19 protein-coding genes are annotated in these 22,396 nt (G+C 64.4%); 9 read left to right on the top strand and 10 right to left on the bottom strand.

All coding sequences use genetic code 11. The features are described 5' to 3' along the window. Window positions 1-23 precede the first annotated feature (23 nt). The 8 genes from rseP to rpsB all read right to left on the bottom strand — a co-directional run bounded on the left by rseP (window position 24) and on the right by rpsB (window position 7,454). On the bottom strand, window positions 24-1,376 hold the full coding sequence (rseP, locus tag POF53_RS04630) for an RIP metalloprotease RseP (RefSeq protein WP_254463925.1): 1,353 nt from the start codon (window positions 1,374-1,376) through the stop codon (window positions 24-26). Between the two features lie 42 nt (window positions 1,377-1,418). After that, window positions 1,419-2,600 (bottom strand): 1-deoxy-D-xylulose-5-phosphate reductoisomerase, encoded by a 1,182-nt coding sequence (ispC, locus tag POF53_RS04625; RefSeq protein ID WP_498966581.1) that lies wholly within the window; start codon window positions 2,598-2,600, stop codon window positions 1,419-1,421. Between the two features lie 5 nt (window positions 2,601-2,605). Then, window positions 2,606-3,421 (bottom strand): phosphatidate cytidylyltransferase, encoded by an 816-nt coding sequence (locus tag POF53_RS04620; protein WP_203651127.1) that lies wholly within the window; start codon window positions 3,419-3,421, stop codon window positions 2,606-2,608. After that, window positions 3,421-4,176, bottom strand: a complete 756-nt coding sequence (gene uppS / locus POF53_RS04615) for a polyprenyl diphosphate synthase (RefSeq protein ID WP_203651126.1) — start codon at window positions 4,174-4,176, stop codon at window positions 3,421-3,423. Before uppS ends, POF53_RS04620 begins: the two co-directional genes overlap by 1 nt. 16 nt (window positions 4,177-4,192) lie before the next feature. After that, window positions 4,193-4,750 carry a ribosome recycling factor gene (gene frr / locus POF53_RS04610; RefSeq protein ID WP_203651124.1) on the bottom strand — a complete coding sequence of 186 codons (558 nt, stop codon included), beginning with the start codon at window positions 4,748-4,750 and terminating at the stop codon, window positions 4,193-4,195. Continuing rightward, window positions 4,747-5,490, bottom strand: a complete 744-nt coding sequence (gene pyrH / locus POF53_RS04605) for a UMP kinase (protein ID WP_028690676.1) — start codon at window positions 5,488-5,490, stop codon at window positions 4,747-4,749. Before pyrH ends, frr begins: the two co-directional genes overlap by 4 nt. Before the next feature lie 177 nt (window positions 5,491-5,667). Then, window positions 5,668-6,531 carry a translation elongation factor Ts gene (gene tsf / locus POF53_RS04600; RefSeq protein ID WP_050704410.1) on the bottom strand — a complete coding sequence of 288 codons (864 nt, stop codon included), beginning with the start codon at window positions 6,529-6,531 and terminating at the stop codon, window positions 5,668-5,670. Window positions 6,532-6,716: 185 nt separating this feature from the next. After that, window positions 6,717-7,454, bottom strand: coding sequence for a 30S ribosomal protein S2 (rpsB, locus tag POF53_RS04595; protein ID WP_028690678.1), 738 nt, complete (start codon window positions 7,452-7,454; stop codon window positions 6,717-6,719). A gap of 348 nt (window positions 7,455-7,802) precedes the next feature. Here rpsB and map point away from each other — a divergent pair, with 348 nt between their 5' ends. The 4 genes from map to POF53_RS04575 all read left to right on the top strand — a co-directional run bounded on the left by map (window position 7,803) and on the right by POF53_RS04575 (window position 13,386). Further along, window positions 7,803-8,585: a type I methionyl aminopeptidase gene (gene map / locus POF53_RS04590; RefSeq protein WP_050704409.1), complete on the top strand. Its 783-nt coding sequence runs from the start codon at window positions 7,803-7,805 to the stop codon at window positions 8,583-8,585. Between the two features lie 25 nt (window positions 8,586-8,610). Then, window positions 8,611-11,313 (top strand): [protein-PII] uridylyltransferase, encoded by a 2,703-nt coding sequence (locus POF53_RS04585; RefSeq protein WP_475859417.1) that lies wholly within the window; start codon window positions 8,611-8,613, stop codon window positions 11,311-11,313. A gap of 21 nt (window positions 11,314-11,334) precedes the next feature. Next, window positions 11,335-12,528, top strand: a complete 1,194-nt coding sequence (gene dapC, locus POF53_RS04580) for a succinyldiaminopimelate transaminase (RefSeq protein WP_498966576.1) — start codon at window positions 11,335-11,337, stop codon at window positions 12,526-12,528. A gap of 120 nt (window positions 12,529-12,648) precedes the next feature. Beyond that, complete coding sequence (locus POF53_RS04575) at window positions 12,649-13,386, top strand: zinc metalloprotease (protein WP_203651110.1); 738 nt, start codon at window positions 12,649-12,651, stop codon at window positions 13,384-13,386. On the opposite strand, the gene POF53_RS04570 is transcribed toward POF53_RS04575, so the two are convergent. Then, window positions 13,387-15,033: a Na+/H+ antiporter gene (locus tag POF53_RS04570; RefSeq protein WP_234562479.1), complete on the bottom strand. Its 1,647-nt coding sequence runs from the start codon at window positions 15,031-15,033 to the stop codon at window positions 13,387-13,389. It lies immediately after the preceding gene. A gap of 280 nt (window positions 15,034-15,313) precedes the next feature. On the opposite strand from POF53_RS04570, the gene POF53_RS04565 reads away from it, so the two are divergent. From POF53_RS04565 to POF53_RS04550, 4 genes are all read left to right on the top strand, one after another. Next, complete coding sequence (locus POF53_RS04565) at window positions 15,314-15,661, top strand: ArsC family reductase (protein ID WP_203651108.1); 348 nt, start codon at window positions 15,314-15,316, stop codon at window positions 15,659-15,661. A 42-nt stretch (window positions 15,662-15,703) separates the two neighbouring features. After that, window positions 15,704-16,738 carry a 2,3,4,5-tetrahydropyridine-2,6-dicarboxylate N-succinyltransferase gene (gene dapD / locus POF53_RS04560; protein WP_203651106.1) on the top strand — a complete coding sequence of 345 codons (1,035 nt, stop codon included), beginning with the start codon at window positions 15,704-15,706 and terminating at the stop codon, window positions 16,736-16,738. A gap of 90 nt (window positions 16,739-16,828) precedes the next feature. Further along, window positions 16,829-18,034 (top strand): cysteine desulfurase, encoded by a 1,206-nt coding sequence (locus tag POF53_RS04555; protein WP_254463928.1) that lies wholly within the window; start codon window positions 16,829-16,831, stop codon window positions 18,032-18,034. Further along, the gene (locus POF53_RS04550; RefSeq protein WP_475859418.1) at window positions 18,031-18,441 is read left to right on the top strand and encodes a SufE family protein; all 411 of its coding nucleotides are present in this window, start codon (window positions 18,031-18,033) and stop codon (window positions 18,439-18,441) included. Before POF53_RS04555 ends, POF53_RS04550 begins: the two co-directional genes overlap by 4 nt. Before the next feature lie 88 nt (window positions 18,442-18,529). On the opposite strand, the gene tcdA is transcribed toward POF53_RS04550, so the two are convergent. Next, the gene (tcdA, locus tag POF53_RS04545; protein ID WP_203651101.1) at window positions 18,530-19,339 is read right to left on the bottom strand and encodes a tRNA cyclic N6-threonylcarbamoyladenosine(37) synthase TcdA; all 810 of its coding nucleotides are present in this window, start codon (window positions 19,337-19,339) and stop codon (window positions 18,530-18,532) included. A gap of 288 nt (window positions 19,340-19,627) precedes the next feature. On the opposite strand from tcdA, the gene POF53_RS04540 reads away from it, so the two are divergent. Further along, window positions 19,628-22,219: a glycosyltransferase gene (locus POF53_RS04540; protein ID WP_203651100.1), complete on the top strand. Its 2,592-nt coding sequence runs from the start codon at window positions 19,628-19,630 to the stop codon at window positions 22,217-22,219. The last annotated feature ends 177 nt before the right edge of the window (window positions 22,220-22,396 follow it).

The raw sequence follows: 22,396 nt of genomic DNA, 5'->3' as shown, positions 1-22,396 counted from the left end.
GTTTTCGCGATTGAGCGAAGCTTTTATAGTCGACCCAGATCGTTGATCAGGGCGAGCAACATCACCCCGACGACTAAACTGATACCGATCTGGACCCCCCAACCTTGCACCCGATCCGAGAGCGGACGACCGCGCGCCCACTCGATCAGGTAGAACAGCAAATGCCCCCCATCCAGTACCGGGATGGGCAGCAGGTTCAGAACCCCCAGGCTTATGCTCAGGTAGGCCAGGAAATTCAGGAAATCCCCAACGCCCGACTGGGCTGAAGCGCCCGCCACTTTAGCAATGGTTATCGGTCCGCTCAAGTTTTTTACCGAGAGCTCCCCGAACAGCATTTTCTTCAGCGATTCGAGGGTCAGGACGCTCATGCTCCAGGTGCGGGAAAGCCCCTCGCCGACTGCTTCCAGCGGACCATAGCTGACCTCGCGGAGCATCTTCGCCGGCCACTCGGCGGCCTTGACCCCGGCGCCCAGATAGCCGCCAGAAGCCTGGCCCTCACCTTTGCGCCCCAGGGTGACGGCAACCTCGAGTGGCGCGCCGTCGCGCTCGATGCGCAGGCTGACCTTTTTCTCGGGACGCGCGCGGACCGCGTCGACCACCTGCTGCCAGTCGGCCAGCTCGACGCCGTCGAGCGCCAGCAGCTTGTCACCGGTCTTGAGCCCGGCCGCCGCCGCTGGCCCCTTCGGATCGATCTCGGCCAGCACCGGCACCACCGCCGGGCGCCAGGGGCGCAGGCCAAGGGACTGGATCGGCTCCGGCTCGTCGACGCCCTTGAGCCACTGATTCAGGGAAACATCGAGCTGGCGCTCGGTGGTCGCGCCCTCGTCGAGCACCCCGACCCGCAGCGTGCCGCTCTCGCCAAGGCGGCGCACCAACTGTAGGTTGACCGCCGACCAACCATTGGTCGGTTCGCCATCGATGGAAACGATTTCCTGGCCGACGCTCAGACCGGCGCTGGCCGCCAGGCTGCCGGCCTCGACGCCGCCGATGACCGGACGTACCTGTTGCGAGCCCAGCATGGCCACCACCCAGAAGAACAGGATGGCAAGCAGGAAGTTGGCGATGGGGCCGGCGGCCACGATGGCGATGCGCTGGCGGACCGACTTGCGGTTGAACGACTGCTCGACCAGCGCTGGCGGGACCTCGCCCTCGCGCTCGTCGAGCATCTTGACGTAGCCGCCCAGGGGGATCGCGGCGACGACGAACTCGGTGCCGTGGCGATCATGCCAACGCACCAGTGGCGTGCCGAAGCCCACCGAGAAACGCAGGACCTTGACCCCGCAACGCCGCGCCACCCAGAAGTGGCCGAACTCGTGGAAGGTAACCAGCACACCCAGGGCAATCAGGGTGCCGACAATCATGTAGAGCGCAGTCATGTCCAATCTCCGGGTGACATTCGGCGGAGTCGGCCGCAGGCTTCAGCGGCCGTGGCGTCGCAGCCATTCCCGGGAGAGCTCCCGGGCACGCTGGTCGGCGGCGAACACCGCCTCGAGGGTGGGCAATGCCACCACGGGCTCCTGGTCGAGCACCTGTTCGATCATACCCGCGATCTCCGGGAAGCGGATACGCCGCTGGAGAAACGCCTCGACAGCCACTTCGTTGGCGGCGTTGAGCACCGCCGGCGCGCTGTTGCCCGCCTCGGCAGCCTGACGTGCCAGGCGCAGGCATGGGAAGCGCTGTTCGTCGGGCGCCTGGAAATCCAGACGGGCGATGGCGAACAGGTCCAGCGGCGCGACGCCCGAATCGATACGCTCCGGCCAGGCCAGGGCGTTGGAGATCGGTGTGCGCATGTCCGGGTTGCCCAGCTGGGCAAGCACCGAGCCATCGACGTAATCCACCAGCGAGTGAATGACGCTCTGCGGGTGCACCACCACTTCAATCTGGGACGGCTTGGCATCGAACAGCCAGCAGGCCTCGATCAGTTCCAGGCCTTTGTTCAGCATGCTGGCCGAGTCGACCGAGATCTTGCGACCCATGGACCAGTTCGGGTGCGCGCAGGCCTGCTCCGGAGTTACATCCAGCAATGCTTCAGCAGGGGTTTCGCGGAACGGCCCGCCGGAGGCGGTCAGCAGGATCCGGCGCACGCCGACAGCGCCCAGGCCACGGGCGTAATCGCCGGGCATGCACTGGAAGATCGCGTTGTGCTCGCTGTCGATCGGCAGCAACACCGAACCACTGCGGTGCACCGCATCCATGAACAGGGCCCCGGACATCACCAGGGCCTCCTTGTTGGCCAGCAGCACCTTCTTGCCCGCCTCGACCGCGGCCAGGGTCGGGCGCAGGCCGGCGGCGCCGACGATAGCCGCCATCACGGTATCCACCTCGGACGCAGCGGCCACCTGACACAACCCGGCCTCACCCTCGAGCACCTCGGTGGCGCAGCCCGCCGCGGCCAGCCCCTGACGCAGGCGCATGGCCGCCTCGGCGCTCGGCACCACGGCGAACGCCGGACGATGACGCTCGCACAGGGCCAGCAGTTCGTCGATGCGCGAATAGCCGCTGAGGGCGAACACCTGGTAACGGTCGGGGTGGCGGGCAATGACATCCAGCGTGCTCAGGCCGATGGAGCCGGTGGCCCCCAGCACGGTTATGCGTTGCACGGCACTCACATCACACCCCACTCAGCCGCCCACAGCAGCACGGCAAACATCGGAATCGCCGCGGTCAGGCTGTCGATGCGATCGAGCACGCCGCCATGACCCGGCAGCAGGTTGCTGCTGTCCTTGATGCCTTCACGGCGCTTGAACATGCTTTCGGTCAGGTCGCCGACCACCGAGGACATCACTACAACGACAGCCCCCAGCAGGCCCAGCAGCACCTGGCCGACACTCCAGTCGCGGGAGAAACCCACGGCCAGGGTAATCAGCAGGCTGACCGCGAGGCCGCCATAGACGCCCTCCCAGCTCTTGCCCGGACTGACCTGCGGCGCCAGCTTGCGCTTGCCGAAGGCCCGACCGGAGAAGTACGCGCCGATATCGGCAGCCCAGACCAGCACCATCACCGACAGGATCAGCCAGTTGCCCAACGGCCAGTGCTTGAGCAGCACCAGGCCCTGCCAGGCAGGCAGCAGTACCAACAGGCCAATCAGCAGGCGACAGGCGGCGCTGCTCCACAGCTCGCCGCTGCGCGGGTAGGTCAGCACCAGCCAGGTGGCCAGGGCCCACCAGATCACCGAGGCGCCCAGCACCCAGGGCGCAAGGTCGGGCATCAGGTAGAGCAACATCAGGCCGCCCGCCACCACCGCGGCGTAGGCGATGCGCAGCGGCTGCGCGACCAGGCCGGCCAGGCGCGCCCACTCCCAGGCACCGAGCGTCACCACGAAGCCGATGAACAGGGCGAAATCTCCACCGTTGAGCAGGAAGAAACCACCCAACGCGATCGGCAGCAGGATCAGCGCGGTAATGATGCGTTGTTTAAGCATTAAGCACGGGCTCCGGCTTCGACCTGCTCGCTGGTCTTACCGAAGCGGCGCTGGCGCGAAGCGAAATCGGCCAGCGCGTTGCGCATGGCCTCGTGTTTGAAGTCCGGCCAATAGAGGTCGGAGAAGTACAGCTCGGCGTAGGCCAGCTGCCACAGCAGGAAGTTGCTGATACGGTGCTCGCCGCCGGTGCGGATGCACAGATCGGGCAACGGCAGGTCGCCGGTGGCAAGGCAGGTCTGCAACAACTCCGGTGTGATGTCGTCCGGCCGCAGATGACCGGCCTGAACCTCACGCGCCAGGCGCTGGGCAGCCTGGGCGATATCCCACTGGCCGCCGTAGTTGGCGGCGATCTGCAGGATGAAACGGTTGCTGCCTGCGGTCGCGGCCTCGGCCTCGCGCATCGCCGCCTGAAGCTCAGGATGGAAGCGCGAGCGGTCGCCAATGATGCGCAGGCTGATGTTGTTGTCGTTCAGGCGCGAGGCCTCGCGGCGCAGCGCCTTGAAGAACAGCTCCATCAGGGCACTGACTTCGTCCGCCGGTCGCTGCCAGTTCTCACTGGAGAACGCAAAAAGCGTGAGCACCTCGACCTTCGCCTCGGCGCACACTTCGATCACGGCGCGCACCGCATCGACACCCGCTTTATGCCCGGCAACACCGGGCATGAAGCGTTTCTTCGCCCAGCGATTATTCCCATCCATGATGATCGCCACGTGACGCGGCACCACGGAGGGCACAGTCTGCTTGGTCTTTTCCATGAAGGCGTCCTGACCCTTAGATGGCCATCAGGTCCTTTTCTTTTGCTTCGGTGGCCTTGGCGATCTGCGCCTCGATATCCTTGATCAGCTTGTCGATGTCGGCACTGGCACGACGCTCTTCGTCTTCACTGATTTCCTTGTCCTTGGACAGCTTCTTCAGGTCACCCATGGCGTCACGACGGATGTTGCGCACGGCAACGCGCGCATCTTCGGCCGCGGCGCGAGCCTGCTTGGTGAAGCCCTTGCGGGTTTCTTCGGTCAGCGGGGGCATATTGACCAGCAGCAACTCGCCCAGGTTGGTCGGATTGAGATTCAAGCCGGCGCTGCCGATGGCCTTGTCGATGGCGCCCAGCATGTTGCGCTCGAAAGGCACGACTTGCAGGGTCTGGTTGTCCTTGACGGTCACGTTGGCGACACTGGTCAGCGGGGTGTCGGAGCCATAGTAAGGCACCATCACGCTGCCCAGGACGCTCGGATGCGCCTTGCCGGTGCGGATCTGGCCAAATGCGTGGATCAGCGACTCCAGCGACTTTTGCATGCGCGCCTGGGCGTCTTTCTTGATTTCGTTGATCATTTTTGAACTTCCTCGATCAGAGTTCCTTCCGCGCCGCCATGCACGATGTTCAGCAGGGCGCCGGGCTTGTTCATGTTGAAGACGCGCAGCGGCATCTTGTGATCGCGGCAAAGGCAGATTGCCGTCAGGTCCATTACGCCCAGCTTGCGATCCAGCACTTCATCGTAGGACAGATGATCGAACTTCTCGGCATGCGGGTCCTTGAATGGATCTGCAGTGTATACACCATCGACCTTGGTTGCCTTCAATACCACGTCGGCATCGATTTCGATGGCGCGCAGGCAAGCGGCGGAGTCGGTGGTGAAGAACGGGTTGCCGGTACCGGCAGCGAAGATCACGACTTCCTTGGAGTTCAGGTGGCGCATGGCCTTGCGGCGATCGTAGTGATCGGTCACGCCTACCATGGAGATGGCCGACATGACGATGGCGGTGATGTTCGCCCGCTCCAGCGCGTCGCGCATGGCCAGGCCGTTCATCACGGTGGCCAGCATGCCCATGTGGTCGCCGGTAACGCGGTCCATGCCGGCTGCACTGAGCGCCGCGCCACGGAACAGGTTGCCACCACCGATCACCAGGCCGACCTGAACGCCGATGCCGACCAGCTGGCCGACTTCCAGCGCCATGCGATCCAGGACCTTGGGGTCGATCCCGAACTCTTCCGAGCCCATCAGGGCCTCGCCGCTAAGTTTGAGTAGAATGCGTTTATAGCGAGCCTGATGACCACTGCCCTGCTGAGCCATTGCGAATCTCTCCTGCGGCGTTTGTAAAAATCTGGCGGGCTGTTTCAGCCTGCGCGTAACTCTAGCGTGACGCAATTCATGCGTCAGCGAACAACGGTCTCGTGAACCGCTCCCGCTTTGACAAAGAGGCTGCGCGCGTAAGCGGGCAGCCTCTTCGGGGCGACAGACGAATCCGTCTTACTGCTTGGCGGCAGCTACCTGGGCGGCAACTTCGGCAGCGAAGTCGTCAACCGGCTTCTCGATGCCTTCGCCGACCTTGAAGTAGGTGAAGGAAACGATTTCAGCACCGGCTTTCTTGGCCAGCGCGCCGACTTTGACTTCCGGATCCATGACGAAGGCTTGCTCTTTCAGCGAGGCTTCGGCCTTGAACTTGGAGATACGACCGTTGATCATGTTTTCAACGATGTTTTCCGGCTTGCCGGCGATCTTGTCGGCGTTCAGCTGCAGGAAGACGTTCTTCTCGCGCTCGATGGCCTCGGCGGAGATTTCCGACGCATCCAGGAACTCTGGGTTCGAGGCTGCAACGTGCATGGCAATGTTCTTGGCCAGGTCGACGTCGCCGCCTTTCAGGACAACAACGGCACCGATCTTGTTGCCGTGCAGGTAGGCACCGACAACGTCGCCTTCAACGCGCACCAGGCGACGGATGTTGACGTTCTCGCCGCACTTGGCAACCAGGGCTTCACGAGCGGCTTCACGCGAGGCGATCAGCGGAGCTGCGTCGGTCAGCTTCTGGGCGAAGGCTTCTTCGATGCTTTCGGCAACGAAGTTCTTGAAGTCGTCCTGCAGAGCCAGGAAGTCGGTCTGCGAGTTCACTTCCAGCAGAACGGCGGATTTACCGTCGGTCTTGACGGCGATAGCGCCTTCAGCAGCGACGTTGCCAGCCTTCTTGGCGGCCTTGATGGCGCCCGAGGCACGCATGTCGTCAATGGCTTTCTCGATGTCGCCGCCGGCCTTTTCCAGGGCCTTTTTGCAATCCATCATGCCTTCGCCAGTACGCTCGCGCAGTTCTTTGACCAGCGCCGCAGTAATTGCTGCCATTTCAAAATCCTCTTGGAAAGTTTTTCAACCATTCCACCCGCTCGTCACGGGCGTTAAATTCTGCAAATCGCTGCCTTTATATCAGCTCGCCCATGATGCGGGGCCGTTGCTGACAGCAGGATTTCAAGGTGGCAAAAAGGGGGCCAAGCCCCCTTTTTGCGTGCCAAGTAGACGCCAGGCGTCAATTACTCAGCAGCAGGTGCAGCCGCTTCTTCAGCGTAGACTTCAGTGCCGCCGGCAACGTTGTTGCGGCCGCGGATGACGGCGTCAGCCATCGAAGTCATGTACAGCTCGATGGCGCGGATGGCGTCATCGTTACCTGGGATGATGTAGTCAACACCTTCCGGGCTGCTGTTGGTATCGACAACGCCGATGACCGGGATGCCCAGCTTGTTGGCTTCGGTGATGGCAATGCGCTCGTGGTCGACGTCGATCACGAACAGGGCATCAGGCAGGCCGCCCATGTCCTTGATACCACCCAGGCTGCGGTCCAGTTTTTCCAGATCGCGCGAACGCATCAGGGCTTCTTTCTTGGTCAGCTTGGCAAAGGTGCCGTCTTCGGCCTGGGTTTCCAGGTCGCGCAGACGCTTGATCGAGGCGCGGATGGTCTTGTAGTTGGTCAGCATGCCGCCCAACCAACGGTGGTCAACGTATGGCGAACCGCAACGAGCAGCTTGCTCGGCGACGATCTTGCCGGCGGAACGCTTGGTGCCGACGAACATGATCTTGTTCTTGCCCTGGGCCAGGCGCTCTACGAAGGACAGAGCTTCGTTGAACATTGGCAGGGTTTTTTCCAGGTTGATGATGTGGATCTTGTTACGCGCGCCGAAAATGTACTTGCCCATTTTCGGGTTCCAGTAACGGGTCTGGTGGCCGAAGTGCACACCGGCCTTCAGCATATCGCGCATGTTGACTTGGGACATGATAGTTCCTTGATAAGTCGGGTTGGGCCTCCACGTATCCCAATGACCAACCCGTGTTTCCAGGGAAACCGGGCACCCAGGCCATCGTGTCGACACGTGTGTGGGTTTGAGCTGACGGAGGACATCCCCCGAAAGCGGCGCATTTTATACCACAGGCCGAGCGCGAACGGAACCCGGATCATGCTTCGTCCGTCAGCGGTTTTTGCAGCACCCGTGCTTTGCGGCCAGAATGCCTTCAATAGACCACCGGATCCACGGGACTCTCCCGACAGATCGCCGCCGCGCTCTGGTAGAATCCGGTCTTTCCCGTTTGTTCGCGCCACACAGGGCGCCGTAGAGAGCCTGTTCATGACCGTCACCATCAAGACTGCAGAAGACATCGAGAAGATGCGCATCGCTGGCCGCCTGGCCGCCGAAGTGCTGGAAATGATCGAGGAGCACGTCAAGCCCGGCGTCACCACCGAGGAGCTCGACCGCCTGTGCCACGACTACATCGTCAACGTCCAGCAGGCGATCCCCGCCCCCCTCAACTACAAGGGCTTCCCCAAGTCGATCTGCACCTCGATCAACCATGTGGTCTGCCACGGCATTCCCAATGACAAGGCGCTCAAGGACGGCGACACCATCAACATCGACGTGACCGTGATCAAGGACGGCTACCACGGCGACACCAGCCGCATGTTCCATGTCGGCACCGTCGCGCCATGGGCCGAGCGCCTGTCCAAGGTCACCCAGGAGTGCCTGTACAAGGCCATCGAGCTGGTCAAGCCCGGCTGCCGCCTGGGTGACATCGGCGAAGTGATCCAGAAGCACGCCGAGAAGAACGGTTTCTCGGTGGTCCGCGAGTTCTGCGGCCACGGCATCGGCAAGGTGTTCCACGAAGAGCCGCAGATCCTCCACTACGGCCGCGCCGGTACCGGCATGGAACTCAAGGAAGGCATGACCTTCACCATCGAGCCGATGATCAACCAGGGCAAGGCCGACACCAAGGTGCTGGGCGACGGCTGGACCGCCATCACCAAGGACCGCAAGCTCTCGGCCCAGTGGGAGCACACCCTGGTGGTGACCGCCAGCGGCTACGAGATCTTCACCCTGCGCAAGGACGACACCATCCCGCGCACCTCGGCCTGATACTGACTAACAGGAACGCGACTCGATGCCCCAGGTGGATCCCGAGCTGTTCGACCGCGGCCAGTTCCAGGCGGAACTGGCCCTCAAGGCAAGCCCCATCGCCGCTTTCAAGAAGGCCATCCGCATGGCCGGCGAGGTGCTCGACAAGCGTTTCCGTGAAGGCCGCGAGATCCGCCGGCTGATCGAGGACCGCGCCTGGTTCGTCGACAACATCCTGCAACAGGCCTGGCACCAGTTCAGCTGGGGCGCGCCGGACGGCATCGCCCTGGTGGCGGTGGGCGGCTACGGCCGTGGCGAGCTGCACCCGTTCTCGGACATCGACCTGTTGATCCTGCTCGACGCCGCCGAGCACGAGCAGTACCGCGACGCCATCGAACGCTTCCTCACGCTGCTGTGGGACATTGGCCTGGAAGTCGGCCAGAGCGTGCGCACCATCGACGAATGCGCCGAACAGGCCCGGGCCGACCTCACGGTCATCACCAACCTGATGGAAAGCCGCACCATTGCCGGCCCCGAGTCGCTGCGTCGGCGCATGCTCGACGCCACCAGCACCGCGCACATGTGGCCGAGCAAGGAGTTCTTCCTGGCCAAGCGTGCCGAACTCAAGGCCCGCCACCACAAGTACAACGACACCGAGTACAACCTCGAGCCCAACGTCAAGGGCGGGCCGGGCGGCCTGCGCGACATCCAGACGGTGCTCTGGGTGGCCCGGCGCCAGTACGGCACCCTGAACCTGCACGCCCTGGCCGGCGAGGACTTCCTGCTGGAAAGCGAGAACGAACTGCTGGCCTCGTCCCAGGCCTTCCTCTGGCGCGTGCGCTATGCCCTGCACATGCTCGCCGGGCGTGCCGAGGACCGTCTGCTGTTCGACCACCAGCGCAGCATCGCCGCGCTGCTGGGCTACACCGACGACAACCCCAAGCGCGCCATCGAACAGTTCATGCAGCAGTACTACCGGGTGGTGATGAGCATCAGCCAGCTGTGCGACCTGATCATCCAGCACTTCGAGGAAGTGATCCTCGCCGATGATGACAGTGGCGCCACCCAGCCACTGAACGCACGCTTCCGCCTGCACGACGGCTATATAGAAGCGGTCAACCCGAATGTTTTCCGGCGCACCCCGTTCGCCATGCTGGAAATCTTCGTGCTGATGGCGCAGCACCCCGAGATCAAGGGGGTGCGCGCCGACACTGTGCGCCTGCTGCGCGAGCACCGCCACCTGATCGACGACAAGTTCCGCAACGATATCCGCAACACCAGCCTGTTCATCGAGCTGTTCAAATGCGAGATCGGCATCCACCGCAACCTGCGACGGATGAACCGCTATGGCATCCTCGGCCGCTACCTGCCGGAGTTCGGCCTGATCGTCGGGCAGATGCAGCACGACCTGTTCCACATCTATACAGTCGATGCGCACACCCTCAACCTGATCAAACACCTGCGCAAGCTGCAGTACACCCCGGTTTCCGAGAAATTCCCGCTGGCCAGCAAGCTCATGGGTCGCCTGCCCAAGCCCGAGCTGATCTACCTGGCCGGCCTCTACCACGACATCGGCAAGGGTCGCCAGGGCGACCATTCCGAGCTGGGCGCAGTGGACGCACAAGCCTTTTGCGCGCGTCACCAGCTGCCGGCCTGGGACAGCCGGCTGATCGTCTGGCTGGTGCAGAACCACCTGGTGATGTCTACCACTGCCCAGCGCAAGGACCTCTCCGACCCGCAGGTGATCAACGACTTCGCCCTGCACGTGGGCGACGAGACGCGCCTGGACTACCTCTACGTGCTGACCGTGGCCGACATCAACGCCACCAACCCCAGCCTGTGGAACTCCTGGCGGGCGAGCCTCTTGCGCCAGCTCTACACCGAGACCAAGCGCGCCCTGCGCCGGGGCCTGGAAAACCCGCTGGACCGCGAGGAGCAGATCCGCCAGACCCAGAGCGCCGCACTCGACATCCTGGTGCGCGAAGGCACCGACCCGGACGACGTCGAGCAACTCTGGTCGCAACTGGGTGACGACTACTTCCTCAAGCACAACGCTGCCGACGTGGCCTGGCACAGCGACGCGATCCTCCAGCAGCCGGCCGACGGCGGGCCGCTGGTGCTGATCAAGGAAACCACCCAGCGCGAGTTCGAGGGCGGCACGCAGATCTTCATCTACGCCCCCGACCAGCACGATTTCTTCGCCGTGACCGTGGCCGCCATGGCCCAGCTCAACCTGAACATCCACGACGCCCGGATCATCACCTCGAGCAGCCAGTTCACCCTCGACACCTATATCGTGCTCGACAACGACGGCGGCTCGATCGGCGACAACCCACAGCGGGTCAGGCAGATCCGCGATGGCCTGACCGAAGCGCTACGCACCCCCGAGGACTACCCGGCGATCATCCAGCGCCGGGTCCCGCGCCAGCTCAAGCACTTCGATTTCCCACCGCAGGTGACCATTCTCAACGATGCCCAGCGCCCGGTGACCATCCTCGAGATCACCGCCCCGGACCGGCCCGGCCTGCTGGCGCGGATCGGGCGGATCTTCCTGGAGTTCGACATCTCGCTGCAGAACGCCAAGATCGCCACTCTCGGCGAGCGCGTGGAGGACGTGTTCTTCATCACCGACGCCGACAACCAGCCGCTGTCCGACCCGCAGCTGTGCAGCCGCCTGCAGGAGGCCATCGTCCAGCAGTTGCAGGCCGGCCAGGCCAGCGATGCCAGCCCCACCCGCATGACCTTTTGACGATAACGAGACCTTGCGCCAATGAACCCAGCACTGACCCAGCTCCAGCCCTACCCGTTCGAGAAACTGCGTGCCCTGCTGGGGAGCGTGAAGCCGGCGGCGGACAAACGCCCGATCGCCCTGTCGATCGGCGAGCCGAAGCACGAATCGCCGGCCTTCGTCGCCAAGGCCATGGCTGACAACCTCGACAAGCTGGCGGTTTACCCCAGCACCCTGGGCCTGCCGGCCCTGCGCCAGGCCATCGGCCAGTGGTGCGAACGGCGCTTCAGCGTGCCGGCCGGCTGGCTGGACGCCGACCGCCATATCCTGCCGGTCAACGGCACCCGCGAGGCGCTGTTCGCCTTCACCCAGGCCGTGGTCGATCGCTCGGCAGATGGCCTGGTGGTCAGCCCCAACCCGTTCTACCAGATCTACGAAGGCGCGGCCCTGCTGGCGGGCGCCACCCCGCACTACCTGCCCTGCCTGGAAGACAATGGCTTCAACCCCGACTTCGACGCCGTGCCGGCCGAAGTCTGGAAACGTTGCCAGATCCTGTTCCTGTGCTCCCCGGGCAACCCCACCGGCGCCCTGGTGCCGATGGACACCCTGAAAAAGCTGATCGCCCTGGCCGACGAGCACGACTTCGTGATCGCCGCCGATGAGTGCTACAGCGAGCTGTACTTCGACGAGGACGCGCCACCACCGGGCCTGCTCAGCGCCTGCGCGCAGCTGGGCCGTCATGACTTCAAGCGCTGCGTGGTGTTCCACAGCCTGTCCAAGCGCTCCAACCTGCCGGGGCTGCGTTCGGGCTTCGTCGCGGGCGACGCCGCGATCATCAAGCCGTTCCTGCTGTACCGCACCTACCATGGTTGCGCCATGCCGGTGCAGACCCAGCTGGCCAGCATCGCCGCCTGGCAGGACGAGGCCCATGTGCGCGACAACCGCGACCAGTACCGCGCCAAGTACGATGCCGTGCTCGACATCCTGCAGCCAGTGCTCGATGTGCAACGCCCGGACGGCAGCTTCTACCTGTGGGCCAAGGTGCCAGGCAGCGACGCCGACTTCACCCGCGACCTGTTCGAGGCCGAGCATGTGACCGTGGTGCCAGGTTCGTACCTCTCCCGCGAAGTGGACGGGGCCAATCCGGGCGCTGGGCGCGTGCGCATGGCGCTGGTCGCGCCGCTGGCCGAGTGCATCGAGGCGGCCGAGCGGATTCGCGCGTTCCTGGGCCGCTGATGGCAGGCGCCCCTCCTCACAGGGGGGCGCAATCTCAATCGAGGCAAGCATTAAGTACCGTCAGTGCAGAACGCTGGCGACCGATAGTTGGCACCTCCCAACCCCTGAAGGTGCACAACGATGTCCGATGTTCTCGTGGCAAACGCGACCTACCGCCTACGCCAGAAGCTGCAACTGCCCCAAGCGATGAAGCCGCGCAAGAAGCGCTCGGTGGCCGATCATTCCGTGTTCTGGCGCCCAGGCCAGACGCTGAGGATCTCGTTCATCGGTACGCCCTGCCCGTGGCTCAAGAAAGCGATCTTCGACACCGCGTGCCAATGGCTGAAATACGCCAACCTGACATTCGAACTCCTCGACAACAACGTCAACGAAGCCGAGATCCGCATCCAGACCGATGTGCAGGAAGGCGTGAATTTCAGTTTCCTGGGCAACCAGGCCCTGGAAGTGGACGGCGCCACCATGGCATTGGGGGTCAAGCTGTCGGACCCGTTGTTCGAGTCGTACGTATTGCATGAGTTCGGGCACGCATTGGGCATGGAGCACGAGCACCAGCACCCACAAGCCAACATCCCCTGGGACCTGGACGCGTTGCGCCAGTTGCTGGCCGTGCTCCTGGTCGACGAGGCCAACAACCCGGATGACCTCGACGAGCTGATCGAAGAGGACCTCGCCACTCAGTTCCTGCCACTGCCCGACAACGGCGACCTGCTCATCCTGCCCTATGACAGCCAGTCGATCATGCATTACCGCATCAGGCAGAAGCTCACGCACCATGGCTTCAAGCGCAGCCATAACCTGAAAATAAGCAAGAAGGACAAGCGCTTCATGCGCCTGGTCTATCCGGCTTCGTGCAAGTAACTAGCGGACCTGCCCGAGATTGGCCTCGCTCAGGTCCAGCTCGCCCAGCACCTGGCGCACCACTTCGTCCCCCACCAAGTGTTGGCGATGCAGCTCGTACAGTTCCAGCCGTTGCGCACGCAGGGCGCGCAGGCGCAAACGACGCTCCAGCTGATCCATCTGCTCGGCCAGCGCCCTGGCCTCGGCGCTGTCGTTGTAGCTGTCCAGCTCATCGCGGTACTCGGCCATCAGCCGCGCCTTGAGCTCGGTGGCCAGAGTCGCCTGGGCGGCATCCTGCGGCGCGTTGGCATCGATCACCTCCTCGGCCTCGAGCGCATGGATCGCCGCCTCTGCCGTGCGTCGCCAGGCCTCCTGCACTTCCTGGTGCAAGCGCTCGTCCGGGCTCTTGGTCACGCCGCGCAGCAGGATCGGCAAGGCAATGCAGGCGCTGACCAGCGACAGCAGTATCACCCCGGCGGCGATGAAGATGAGCAGGTCGCGCTCGGGGAACGCCTTGCTCGCGCCGATCAGCAGCGGCACCGACATCACGCCCGCCAGGGTCACCGCGCCGCGTACGCCGCCCAGGGTCAGCAACCAGCACGAGCGCGCAGTCGGCATCAGCACCAGCGCGGGCTTGCCACGCCAGCGTCTAACCACGCCGATAGCTCGCCAGATGCTCTGCACCCAGATGAACCGCAACAGCACCAGCGTGGCGAAGATTGCCACCACATCCAGGCAGCGCCAGGCCAGGGTCGACCACACGGCAGCCTCGTCGCTCACCACCGCCTTGATGATGTCCGGCAGTTGCAGGCCCAGCAGCAGGAAGATCAGCCCGTTGAAGGCGAACTCCAGCAGCGACCAGACACTGCGGTTGAGCAGGCGGGTGCTGGTCTGCCGGGGCAGCAGGTCCAGCCAGCTCTGCATCATCCCGGCGGCCACCGCCGAGAGAATGCCGGACACGCCGAGGCGCTCAGCGAGCACGTAGGCGGCAAAGGGCAGCAGCAGCATGAACACCACATGGGTGGCCGGGTCGTCCCAGCCACGGGTGATCATCCACATGCGCAGGCGCCCGACCAGCCAGCTCAACGCCACCCCCACCGCCAGGCCACCAAGGGCGACCAGGACGAAAGTCAGGCTGGCCTCGGTCAACGAGAATACCCCGGTTATCGCCGCCACCAGGGCGAACTTGAAGGTCACCAGGCCCGAGGCGTCGTTCATCAGCGCCTCGCCCTGAAGCATGTGCATCAGCGGTGTCGGCAGACGGTCCTGGGCGATGGCCGACACGGCCACGGCGTCGGTGGGCGACAGCACCGCCGCCAGGGCGAAGGCCACCGCCAGCGGAATGCTCGGCAGCAACCAGTGGATGAAGTAGCCGGCCCCGACCACGGTGAACAGCACCAGCCCCACCGCCAGCGCCACCACCGGTCCGCGGATGCGCCACAGTTCGCGCTTGGGCATGCGCCAGCCGTCGGCGAACAGCAGCGGCGGCAGGAACAGGAACAGGAACAGCTCAGGGTCCAGCGCCACGTGCAGCCCCAGGGTCGGCCAGGCCAGTAAGGCGCCGGCGCCGATCTGCACCAGCGGCAAGGGCAGCGGCAGCACCCGCCCGACCAGTTTTGACACGCTCACCAGCATCAGCAGGATAAGGACGGTATAGGCTGACTGCATCGGCAAGCTTCCTGTTTGATCGGAGAAACCACAGCGAGGCGAAACATCGCCATTGAAACAATATGTTAGCGGGGACGCGCTATCGTGGACCGCTGCACGATAGTCGCAGCCTGGCCGTGAATATGTAACACAATGCTACGCGAGAAGCGGTGAAACACATCGGCGTGGCCTTCCAGCCCGCAGCCGTGGCGCCAGCCCCATCGATGCCGCATAATCGGCCCACCCAATCTTCAAGGAGCATCGGGGACGCCCGGCCCGACCAGGCTGCCCCAGGCATTCAATGGCTTACACTCTCTACGGCATCAAAGCCTGCGACACCATGAAAAAGGCCCGCACCTGGCTTGAAGACAAGGCCATCGGCTTCGACTTCCACGACTACAAGACCCAGGGCATCGACCGCGACAGCCTGAACCGCTGGTGCGACGAGCACGGCTGGGAAGTCGTGCTGAACCGCGCCGGGACCACCTTCCGCAAGCTCGATGACGCCAGCAAGGCCGATCTCGACCAGGCCAAGGCCGTCGAATTGATGCTCGCCCAACCGTCGATGATCAAGCGCCCGGTGCTCGACCTCGGCGAGCGCACGCTGGTCGGCTTCAAGCCCGACCTGTACGCCGCGGCGCTGACCTGATCCCGCATTACGCTCCATCCCAATTTCGTACGAGGTAATCGCATGTCTCAATCGCTGTTCAGCCTGGCCTTCGGTGTCGGCACCCAGAACCGCCAGGGCGCCTGGCTGGAAGTCTTCTACGCACAGCCTGTGCTCAAGCCCTGCGCCGAACTGGTCGCGGCCGTTGCACCGGTACTGGGCTATGAAGGGGGCAACCAGGCCATCGCCTTCACCACCGCCCAGGCCGCCCAGCTGGCCGACGCGCTCAAGGGCGTCGATGCCGCCCAGGCCGCGCTGCTGACCCGCCTGGCCGAGAGCCACAAGCCGCTGGTCGCCACCCTGCTGGCCGAAGACGGCGCGCTGACCTCCACCCCCGAGGCCTACCTCAAGCTGCACCTGCTGTCGCACCGCCTGGTCAAGCCGCACGGCGTATCGCTGGCCGGCATCTTCCCGCTGCTGCCGAACGTCGCCTGGACCAACCAGGGCGCGGTCGACCTGGCCGAGCTGGCCGAGCTGCAACTGGAAGCGCGCCTGAAAGGCGAACTGCTGGAAGTGTTCTCGGTGGACAAGTTCCCGAAGATGACCGACTACGTCGTGCCGGCCGGCGTGCGCATCGCCGACACCGCCCGTGTGCGCCTGGGCGCCTACATCGGCGAAGGCACCACCATCATGCACGAAGGCTTCGTCAACTTTAACGCCGGCACCGAAGGCCCGGGCATGATCGAAGGCCGCGTCTCCGCCGGCGTGTTCGTCGGCAAGGGCTCGGACCTGGGCGGCGGCTGCTCGACCATGGGTACCCTGTCCGGTGGCGGCAACATCGTCATCAAGGTCGGCGAAGGCTGCCTGATCGGCGCCAACGCCGGCATCGGCATCCCGCTGGGCGACCGCAACACCGTCGAGGCCGGCCTGTACATCACCGCCGGCACCAAGGTGAACCTGCTGGACGAGAACAACCAGCTGGTCAAGGTGGTCAAGGCCCGCGACCTGGCCGGCCAGACCGACCTGCTGTTCCGTCGCAACTCGCTCAATGGCGCGGTGGAGTGCAAGACCCATAAGTCGGCCATCGAGCTGAACGAGGCGCTGCACGCGCACAACTGAGAACCTGCCCAGGTTTGAAGTGATAAGATCGGGTCTGCTCACAGGCTTTGCTTGTGGGCAGACCCGATTTTTATTCCAGGCCCCGCTAACATGTTCCAGCCCTCTCCCTGGCGCGCCGATTTCCCCGCCATCGCCGCCCTGCAACGGCAGCACCAGACCTACCTGGACAGCGCCGCCACCACCCAGAAGCCCCAGGCCTTGCTGGATGCCCTGAGCCATTACTATGGCCATGGCGCCGCCAACGTGCACCGCGCCCAGCACCTGCCCGGCGCCCTGGCCACCCAGGCCTTCGAGGGTACCCGCGACAAGGTCGCCGCCTGGCTCAATGCCGCCGACTCGCGGCAGATCGTTTTCACCCACGGCGCCACCTCGGCCCTGAACCTTCTGGCCTATGGCCTGGAGCACCGCTTCGAGGCCGGTGACGAAATCGCCGTCAGCGCCCTGGAACACCACGCCAACCTGCTGCCCTGGCAACAACTGGCGCATCGACGTCAACTGCGCCTGGTGATCCTGCCGGTGAACGACCTGGGGCATGTCGACCTGGAACAGGCCCTGCAACTGATCGGCCCGCGCACCCGCTTGCTGGCGATCAGCCAGTTGTCCAATGTGCTGGGAACCTGGCAGCCGCTGGCACCGTTGCTGGCCCATGCCCGAGCCCAAGGCGCGCTGAGCGTGGTCGATGGCGCGCAAGGCGTGGTCCATGGTCGCCACGACGTGCAGCAACTGGACTGCGACTTCTATGTGTTTTCCAGCCACAAGCTCTACGGCCCGGATGGCGTGGGCGTGCTGTACGGCCGCCAGCAGGCGCTGGCACTGCTGCGCCACTGGCAGTACGGCGGCGAGATGGTGCAGTTGGCGGACTACCAGGAGGCCAGCTTCCGCCCGGCACCGCTGGGCTTCGAAGCCGGCACGCCGCCGATCGCGGGTGTCATCGGACTGGGCGCCACCCTGGATTACCTGGCCAGCCTCGATGCCAACGCGGTGGTTGCCCATGAGGCCACCCTGCACCAGCATCTGGTACGCGGTCTGGCTGATCGCGAGGGGGTTCGTCTGCTCGGCGCGCCCCAGGTGGCGCTGGCCAGTTTCGTCATCGATGGGGTGCACAACGCCGATATTGCCCACCTGCTGACCGAACAGGGCATCGCCGTGCGCGCCGGGCATCATTGCGCCATGCCGCTGCTCAGGCACCTGGGCCTGGACGGCGCGATCCGCGTGTCGTTGGGGCTCTATTCCGACAGCGACGACCTGCAACGTTTCTTCGAGGCGCTCGACCAGGGCCTGGAGCTGCTGCGATGAGCCTGTCGGCCGAGGCCAGCCAGGCGCTGGAGAGTTTCCAGCAGGCGCGCGGCTGGGAGCAGCGGGCGCGGTTGCTGATGCAGTGGGGGGATCGCCTTGAGCCTTTGACGGATGCGGAGAAGACCGAGGACAACCGCGTGCACGGTTGCGAAAGCCTGGTATGGCTGGTGGCGGTGCAAGATGACGGCCAATGGCGGTTCAAGGCCGGCAGCGATGCGCGGATGCTGCGGGGCTTGCTGGCGCTTCTGCTGGTGCGGGTGCAAGGCTTGGCCAGCGATCAACTGATGGGGTTGGACCTGAGCGCCTGGTTTACCCAGTTGGGGCTGGAGCGGCAGTTGTCGCCGTCACGCAGCAATGGGCTGCATGCGGTGTTGCTGAAGATGGCGGAGCTGGTGTCTAACCGTTGAATCGGTGCTGCCCTCTTCGCGGGTAAACCCGCTCCCACAGGAAGTGTGCAAGACCTGTGGGAGCGGGTTTACCCGCGAAGGGCCCCATTTATTCAGGCTTGATCCGCTCAGAAGGCCGGCGCGCCCCGGCCACCAGTTTCTCCACGGCCTTGCTCGCCGCGACCATGCCGAAGGTCGCGGTCACCATCATCACCGCACCGAATCCACCGGCGCAGTCCAGGCGCACGCCTTCACCGACAAAGCTCTTCTGCAGGCACACGCTGCCATCCCCCTTGGGGTAGCGCAGTTGTTCGCTGGAGAACACGCATGGCACGCCATAGTTGCGGCTGGTGTTGCGCGAGAAGTTGTAGTCGCGGCGCAAGGTCGAGCGCACCCGTGAAGCCAACGGGTCGTTGAAGGTCTTGTTGAGGTCGCCAAGCTGGATCTGGGTCGGGTCGATCTGCCCGCCGGCACCACCGGTGGTGACGATGGCGATCTTGCGACGGCGACACCAGGCGATCAGCGCCGCCTTGGCCATCACGCTGTCGATGCAGTCGATCACGCAGTCCATCTGCTCGGTGATGTACTCAGCCATGGTCTCGCGGGTGACGAAATCGGCCACCGCATGCACCGTGCAGGCTGGGTTGATCGCCCGCAGGCGCTCGGCCATCACCTCGACCTTGGCTCGGCCGACCTGGCCTTCGAGGGCATGGGCCTGACGGTTGGTGTTGCTCACGCAGACATCGTCCAGGTCGAACAGGCTGATCTCGCCCACGCCGCTGCGGGCCAGGGCCTCGGCCGCCCACGAGCCAACCCCGCCAATGCCGACGATGGCCACATGGGCCTGACTCAGGCGCTGCAAGCCGTCGTCGCCGTAGAGCCGGGCGACGCCGGCGAAGCGTGGATCTTCTGTGCTCATGCTGATACCCCGAAAAAACCGGCGCGCATTATAGGCCAAGCCATGGGCTCGCGGGCATAGCGCACGGCCCGATCACGCCACCTGGGCGTGCCAGAGCGGCCACGGATTGGAAAAAATCCTGCCATGCCTGCTTTAATGTCCTATCAAGCAACTATATCTGGACGACAGCCAGGCGGACTGAGAACTACATCCTCTGTCGACAATCCAACGGATTACCTTCCCCGGAATCCGTAGGACCCACGCCCCAGCGGCGACGCCTCGCTCCCCTCTTCGGAACCTCGAACACCTATGTCATCACGTAAATTCGGTCTCAACCTGGTGGTGGTCCTGGCCATCGCCGCGCTGTTCACCGGGTTCTGGGCCTTGATCAACCGCCCGGTATCCGCCCCCGCCTGGCCGGAACAGATTTCCGGTTTCTCCTACTCGCCGTTCCGTCTCGGCCAGAGCCCACAGAAGGGCCAATACCCCAGCGAGGACGAGATCCGCCAGGACCTCGAGCAACTGAACAAGCTGACCGACAACATCCGTATCTACACCGTCGAGGGTACCCAGGCCGAGGTGCCGCGCCTGGCCGAAGAGCTTGGCCTGCGTGTCACCCTGGGGATCTGGATCAGCAACGATCAGGAACGCAATGAGCGGGAGATCGAAAAGGCCATCGGCCTGGCCAACACCTCGCGCAGCGTGGTGCGGGTAGTGGTCGGCAACGAAGCATTGTTCCGCGAGGAAGTCACCGCCGAGCAACTGATCGGATACCTGGACCGGGTCCGCGCCGCGGTCAAGGTGCCGGTGACCACCAGTGAGCAGTGGCACATCTGGAAGGAGCACCCGGAACTGGCGAAACACGTCGACCTGGTCGCCGCGCACATCCTGCCCTACTGGGAGTTCGTGCCCATGAAGGACTCGGTGCAGTTCGTCCTCGACCGTGCCCGCGAGCTGCGCAAGCAGTTCCCGCGCAAGCCGCTGCTGTTGTCCGAGGTCGGCTGGCCAAGCAACGGCCGCATGCGCGGCGGCGCCGACGCCACCCAGGCCGACCAGGCCATCTACCTGCGCACCCTGGTCAACACCCTCAACCGCCGCGGCTACAACTATTTCGTCATCGAAGCCTACGATCAGCCGTGGAAGGCCAGCGACGAAGGCTCGGTGGGCGCCTACTGGGGCGTGTACAACGCCGAGCGCCAGCAGAAATTCAACTTCGAGGGCCCGATCGTGGCGATCCCGCAATGGCGCGCCCTGGCCGTGGCCTCGGTGGTGCTGGCGATGATCGCCCTGGCCATCCTGCTGATCGACGGCTCGGCCCTGCGCCAGCGCGGGCGCACCTTCCTCACCTTCATCACCTTCCTGTGCGGGTCGGTGCTGGTGTGGATCGCCTATGACTACAGCCAGCAGTACAGCACCTGGTTCAGCCTCACCGTGGGCGTGCTGCTGGCGCTGGGCGCCCTCGGGGTGTTCATCGTGCTGCTGACCGAGGCCCATGAACTGGCCGAGGCGGTGTGGATTCACAAGCGACGGCGGGAGTTCCTGCCCGTGCAGGGCGACAGCGCCTACCGGCCCAAGGTCTCGGTGCACGTGCCGTGCTACAACGAACCGCCGGAGATGGTGAAGCAGACCCTCGACGCCCTCGCCGCGCTGGACTACCCGGACTACGAAGTGCTGGTGATCGACAACAACACCAAGGACCCGGCCGTGTGGGAGCCGCTCAAGGCCCACTGCGAAAAGCTCGGCGAGCGCTTCAGGTTCTTCCACGTCGCGCCGCTGGCCGGTTTCAAGGGTGGCGCGCTGAACTACCTGATCCCGCACACGGCCAAGGACGCCGAGGTGATCGCGGTGATCGACTCGGACTACTGTGTCGATCGCAACTGGCTCAAGCACATGGTGCCGCACTTTGCCGACCCGAAGATCGCCGTGGTGCAATCGCCCCAGGACTACCGCGACCAGCACGAGAGCGCTTTCAAGAAGCTGTGCTACAGCGAATACAAGGGCTTTTTCCATATCGGCATGGTCACCCGCAACGACCGTGACGCGATCATCCAGCACGGCACCATGACCATGACCAGGCGCAGCGTGCTCGAGGAGCTGGGCTGGGCCGAGTGGTGCATCTGCGAGGATGCCGAGCTTGGCCTGCGCGTGTTCGAGAAGGGTCTGTCGGCAGCCTATGCCCATAACAGCTACGGCAAGGGCCTGATGCCCGACACCTTCATCGACTTCAAGAAACAGCGTTTCCGCTGGGCCTATGGCGCCATCCAGATTATCAAGCACCACGCCGGCGCCCTGCTGCGCGGCAAGGGCAGCGAGCTGACCCGCGGCCAGCGCTACCACTTCCTGGCCGGCTGGCTGCCATGGATCGCCGACGGCATGAACATCTTCTTCACCGTCGGCGCGCTGCTGTGGTCGGCGGCGATGATCATCGTGCCGCACCGGGTCGACCCGCCGCTGATGATGTTCGCCATTCCGCCGCTGGCGCTGTTTTTCTTCAAGGTCGGCAAGATCGTCTTCCTCTACCGCCGCGCGGTTGGGGTCAACATGAAAGATGCCTTCGCTGCAGCGCTGGCGGGGCTGGCGCTGTCGCACACCATTGCCAAGGCGGTGCTGTACGGTTTCTTCACCAGCAGCATGCCGTTTTTCCGCACACCGAAGAATGCCGACAGCCACGGTGTGCTGGTGGCGATCTCCGAAGCCCGCGAAGAGCTGTTCATCATGTTGCTGCTGTGGGGCGCGGCGCTGGGGATCTACCTGGTGCAGGGGCTGCCGAGTTCGGACATGCGCTTCTGGGTGGCGATGTTGCTGGTGCAGTCGTTGCCGTACCTGGCGGCGCTGGTGATGGCGTTGCTGTCGTCGTTGCCCAAGCCCGCCGAGAAGGTTGCAGAGCCACAACAGGCTTGAGATCGCCGGGGGCGCGTTGCGCCCCTTTCGCGGCACAAGGCCGCTCCTACACAGGCAGCGCGGTCTTTGTAGGAGCGGCCTTGTGCCGCGAAAGGGCCGTAACGCGGCCCCATTCCACCATGGTTTGATATAAGATAACGCCCCTCAGTTTCCCCGCCTTGCCTTGCCCCGGAGTCC

The organism is Mitsuaria sp. RG, from assembly GCF_028369275.1.
Taxonomy (GTDB): domain Bacteria; phylum Pseudomonadota; class Gammaproteobacteria; order Pseudomonadales; family Pseudomonadaceae; genus Aquipseudomonas; species Aquipseudomonas peradeniyensis.
The sequence above is the reverse complement of the archived record's forward strand: the minus strand, read 5'-3'. Positions and strand labels throughout refer to the sequence as shown.